Source organism: Vibrio sp. TRT 2004 (genome assembly GCF_050113735.1).
Taxonomy (GTDB): Bacteria; Pseudomonadota; Gammaproteobacteria; order Enterobacterales; family Vibrionaceae; genus Vibrio.
Genome location: NZ_JBNJOH010000095.1, coordinates 1 through 2642 on the forward strand (window position 1 = coordinate 1; position 2642 = coordinate 2642).

The window sequence follows — 2642 nt, forward strand, 5'->3', positions numbered from 1 at the left end:
GTTGGGAGTTCGAATCTCTCCACCCCTGCCATAATTAAGAAGGCTCTAGTCGAAAGACTAGGGCCTTTTTGCATTCTTAGATAACAAGCTATTCCTAAGCAGTTTATCGGCATTTCGAAAGGTCGTTGCACGCAGCAATATCGAGCTACCCAAAGGCCAAATGACGCTCGTTCTACGCCATACCTTTGCAAGTCACCTTCTTTTACTGACTTAACTTATTGACTTTCATTCAGACTTATTGATTGTTATTTGAACTGATATGGTTAATGTTGAATTATAAATAGGCAAAAGGCGACAGTTTGTCGTCTAATAAGTGTTATGTGAATGGGGTCAATATAACAAATGGAATACCAAGTCGTTAAAGCATATCAAGATGCTCCAGAGTCACCTATTCATGTAGTAAAAGGTGAACAATTGCAGTTTGTGGAAGAATCAAATCCGGAGAGTGATTGGCCAAATTGGGTCTTTTGCCGTGGAACAAGTAAAGAAGGTTGGGTTCCGAAGCAAATTCTAATTATCGATAGTGAACAAGTGACAGTTCTTAAGGACTATGTTGCTAAAGAGCATATGCTTTCAGTGGGCGAAACCTTAATTAGGGAGTACGAACTCAATGGTTGGATCTGGTGCTCAAAGTTAGGTGAAGGAGGCGAGTTGGCATGGGCTCCTTTAAATCATCTAACTAAAAAGTAAATTCAAATAACAATAAATTTAAGCAGATTCACAACGCTTGGCACTCTTAGTTTGAATCAGCTTTAGTGTTTACGGCACAATGATTTAGATCAGATGGAGGCGTTGCTCACTTAATTTGGTGTTATACGCTTATCAGGACAATCAAAAAGGAGCAAGGCAATGAATCAGCATGAAAAACTTAATTATGTTGAGTTTGGCGCAAAAGACTTAGAATCGACAAAATCATTCTTCTCTTCAGTTTTCGGTTGGGAGTTTGTCGACTACGGACCTGAATATACAGCTTTTTCAAATCAGGGATTAGACGGTGGTTTCTTCAAAGCTGATTGCTGCAACCAAACTAATACCGGTGGAGCACTTTTAGTATTCTACAGCTCTGACATCGAAGGTACTCTTGAGAAAGTCGCTCAAAGTGGTGGTGACATCATTCGCCCTATATTTGAATTTCCTGGCGGTTGCCGTTTTCATTTTTTAGAACCAAGTGGTAATGAGTTCGCAGTTTGGTCAGAAGCCCGCTTATAACAAATGCTCAAGATACTTTTACTAGTTTTGTATAAATTCAATATATTTACGTGTCTTGTTAAGGGCGGCTTAATTAACGCAAGTCGCCTTTTTGCATTCTTAGATAACAAGCTATTCCTAACCAGTTTATCGGCGTTTCGTAAGGCCATTACACGCAGCAATATCGAGCTACCCAAAGGCCAAATGACGCACGTTCTACGCCATACCTTTGCGAGTCACTACGTGATTCGAGGGGGAAACATCGTCAAGCTAAGGGATACGCTTGGCCATAGTGAGATCACAACAACAATGAGATACGCACATTTAGCCCCTGACCATCTAGAAGAGGCGTTAGAGCTAAATCCGTTAAATAAGCATTATGCTCCACATAATTAACTAACATATTAAAGCGACATTGTAGCTAGGAGTGGTTATGAAATGGTTAGAGTTACTAGTTTCAGACTTTACAAATAATAAAGACGTAATTGCAGATCAAATGCTTCATACTCCTAGCAATGTCTTCAAGAGAACGCTTAGTCGAGCGAAAGGTAGGTCAACTGCTTACTTAAAGCTCGTTAAAAAGGACGTTGCTTTTGCTGATAAAGAACTTAAGTTTGTTCAATCTGCAACCATGACAGTGTCAACAATGGAAATCAAAAAAGGTCTCTTATTCCTCCAGAGTCACGTTAACTCGCTTGAGGACAGGAAATCATACTTAGTGATTTATGCTGCTTTTCTTGCTTCGTGTGTTGTTATATTTAAAATTGTTGCGCTTACACACTTATCATTGGTTTTTGCTGTCGGGCTTATTCCGGTCGCTATTGATCGAGTGTTTATGTCGCATAGAGTTCATCAGCTGACAGATCTTATAAGCTATTTGCAGTTCGTTGTTGATATGCGCGAAGTTGAAGCATAACAAACAAAGCATTTAAGAGTGATTTCCAACGTTGGCGTTATGTTTAAACTTGAAGTTCGGTACATGAGGTTAGAATGGATTTAAAAGAGAACGCGAGAATTTATTTGCTAGATCAGGCATTAAATGATCTAGAGAAAAACGGGATTTATTGGAATGGGTCTATATCTCGAAACCAAAGAGGTTATTTGGTAGAGCTGTTAGAAGAGTATGGTTATAAAGTGCATATGAATGAAGTTCCTCCTCATTGGGAATATGCTTTTTATACCTCAGAGTTCTCGTATGACGACATTCTTAAGCTTGCACAGCAAAGAGCTAAAGAAAGCGGCTTTTAAACATTACAAGCATTCAAGCTGATTCGCAACGTTCGGCGCTTTCGGTTTCAATTTGTTTAGTGATTACGGTGAAGTGCTTGAGTACAGCAGTAGCGTTGCTCACCACTTAATTGGGCTACATGGACTCCTTCTTTTGTCAACAATAGCTACCGCTGACAACAGTGGATCGGACAGCAGCTCTACATTCGGTGTTTTGCCGGATTCTA

4 protein-coding genes and 1 pseudogene are annotated in these 2642 nt (G+C 39.8%); all 5 read left to right on the plus strand.

Annotation, left to right across the window (positions count from 1 at the left end; all coding sequences use genetic code 11):
- Window positions 1–342: 342 nt before the first annotated feature.
- On the plus strand, window positions 343–690 hold the full coding sequence (locus ACQEXR_RS19840) for an SH3 domain-containing protein (protein WP_331426713.1): 348 nt from the start codon (window positions 343–345) through the stop codon (window positions 688–690).
- Window positions 691–849: 159 nt separating this feature from the next.
- Window positions 850–1209, plus strand: coding sequence for a VOC family protein (locus ACQEXR_RS19845; RefSeq protein WP_138973667.1), 360 nt, complete (start codon window positions 850–852; stop codon window positions 1207–1209).
- Window positions 1210–1323: 114 nt separating this feature from the next.
- Window positions 1324–1584, plus strand: a pseudogene (locus ACQEXR_RS19850) (tyrosine-type recombinase/integrase); the annotation flags it as partial.
- Window positions 1585–1621: 37 nt separating this feature from the next.
- The gene (locus ACQEXR_RS19855; protein ID WP_427021000.1) at window positions 1622–2104 is read left to right on the plus strand and encodes a hypothetical protein; all 483 of its coding nucleotides are present in this window, start codon (window positions 1622–1624) and stop codon (window positions 2102–2104) included.
- A 74-nt stretch (window positions 2105–2178) separates the two neighbouring features.
- The gene (locus ACQEXR_RS19860; RefSeq protein WP_427021001.1) at window positions 2179–2436 is read left to right on the plus strand and encodes a hypothetical protein; all 258 of its coding nucleotides are present in this window, start codon (window positions 2179–2181) and stop codon (window positions 2434–2436) included.
- Window positions 2437–2642: the final 206 nt, after the last annotated feature.